Raw genomic sequence first — 467 nt, 5'->3', positions numbered from 1 at the left:
GTGCATACTACATGGCCCCGCGCGGGCGCGAGCCGATCGTGCCGCTGCCGCCGGCCGCCTCGGGCGCTCCCGGGCAGCGCGCGGAGCACGCCGCCGGGCTGATGACGCTGGCAAAGATGATCGCGTTAGTGGGGGAACGCGATCCTCGCGTGCTCGTGAGCGAGCTGTCGGCGCGCGCTGACCACGAACGCGCGGCCAAGGCCTGGGCCGGCCACTATCCGCAACTGTCGGTCGAATACGCGCTGGGCAGGGAGGGCAACTGGAACGCGCAGGGCGGCCCCACGTCGCTTTCCAGTGTCAACGCCGACAATTTCCATGGCGGCCAAGTCAACCTCAGTTGGGAGCTCTATGCCTGGGGGGCGACCCAAAAGCGCTATGAGGAAGCCTATGCGCTGGCGAAAGCCGAAGAAGACCGGTACCGGCGCGCGTGGGATCTGATCGTGATGGAAGCGATCAGCACCTACGTC

The 467-nt window shown here is 67.5% G+C and carries 1 protein-coding gene; it reads left to right on the top strand.

Features of this window, described 5'->3' with window-relative positions:
- A partial coding sequence (locus tag J5M57_RS28360; protein ID WP_207938525.1) for a TolC family protein occupies nucleotides 1-467 on the top strand: 467 nt, incomplete at both ends.

This window comes from Pseudomonas sp. 86_A (genome assembly GCF_017491705.1).
Lineage (GTDB): Bacteria > Pseudomonadota > Gammaproteobacteria > Pseudomonadales > Pseudomonadaceae > Aquipseudomonas > Aquipseudomonas koreensis.
This window is presented reverse-complemented; position numbering and strand designations above follow the sequence as displayed.